This window comes from Mycobacterium sp. NGS34 (assembly GCF_059812845.1).
Genome location: NZ_JCALDM010000063.1, coordinates 1 through 649 on the forward strand (window position 1 = coordinate 1; position 649 = coordinate 649).

General features: G+C 61.6%; 1 protein-coding gene. It reads right to left on the minus strand.

What is annotated here, in order from left to right; translation table 11 throughout:
* Window positions 1–649, minus strand: a 649-nt coding sequence (locus AC5Y7V_RS31400; RefSeq protein ID WP_499883794.1) for an IS30 family transposase, incomplete at both ends; no start/stop codon positions are given.

Here is a 649-nt window from a genome sequence, read left to right on the forward strand (position 1 = left end):
GTGCCGATCGCCGAGCCCGACGCCGTGCTGCCCAGGATCAGATCACCCTCCCAATGCCCTGCTACGGCGCGATCCTCAACTTCAGGTGGTCGTTCGCTGATGTTGACCATGTTGGGGATGCGGCCCCGGCGCTCAGCAGGGCGGCGCTGGGGCTTGCGCAACGCCCTTCCCGTACGCAGACAGGTATGCAGTTCACGACGCAGATTTCCTTTGCCCTGCACGTAAATCGACTGATAGATGGTTTCGTGAGACACCCGCATCTCCGTATCGTCGGGAAAATCCATCGGCAACCGTCGGGCGATCTGTTCGGGACTGTGCTCGTCGAGCAGCCGCGCCTGCACCTCATCATGCAGCTTGTCGTTGACCGCAAGCTTGCCCAGTTTCGGGCGACGTGCCCGCCGATCGGAATATGCCTGCGCCGTCAGCGCGCAATAGCCCACCGTTGCGCTGCGGCCACTTTGGCGGGCCCCGAACGCTTCCTTGCGCCGATACCCCGACTTGCGCTCAGGGTGGTCGACGTTATGCAGACCGTTGTTATCGATTTCGCGTTTGATCGTCGATGCCGGCCGCGCGGGTGTTAGCCGGTTACCAATCGAATGCAGCGACTCATTGACCTTGACACCGACTTCAATCTGAATCCGGTCGCGCA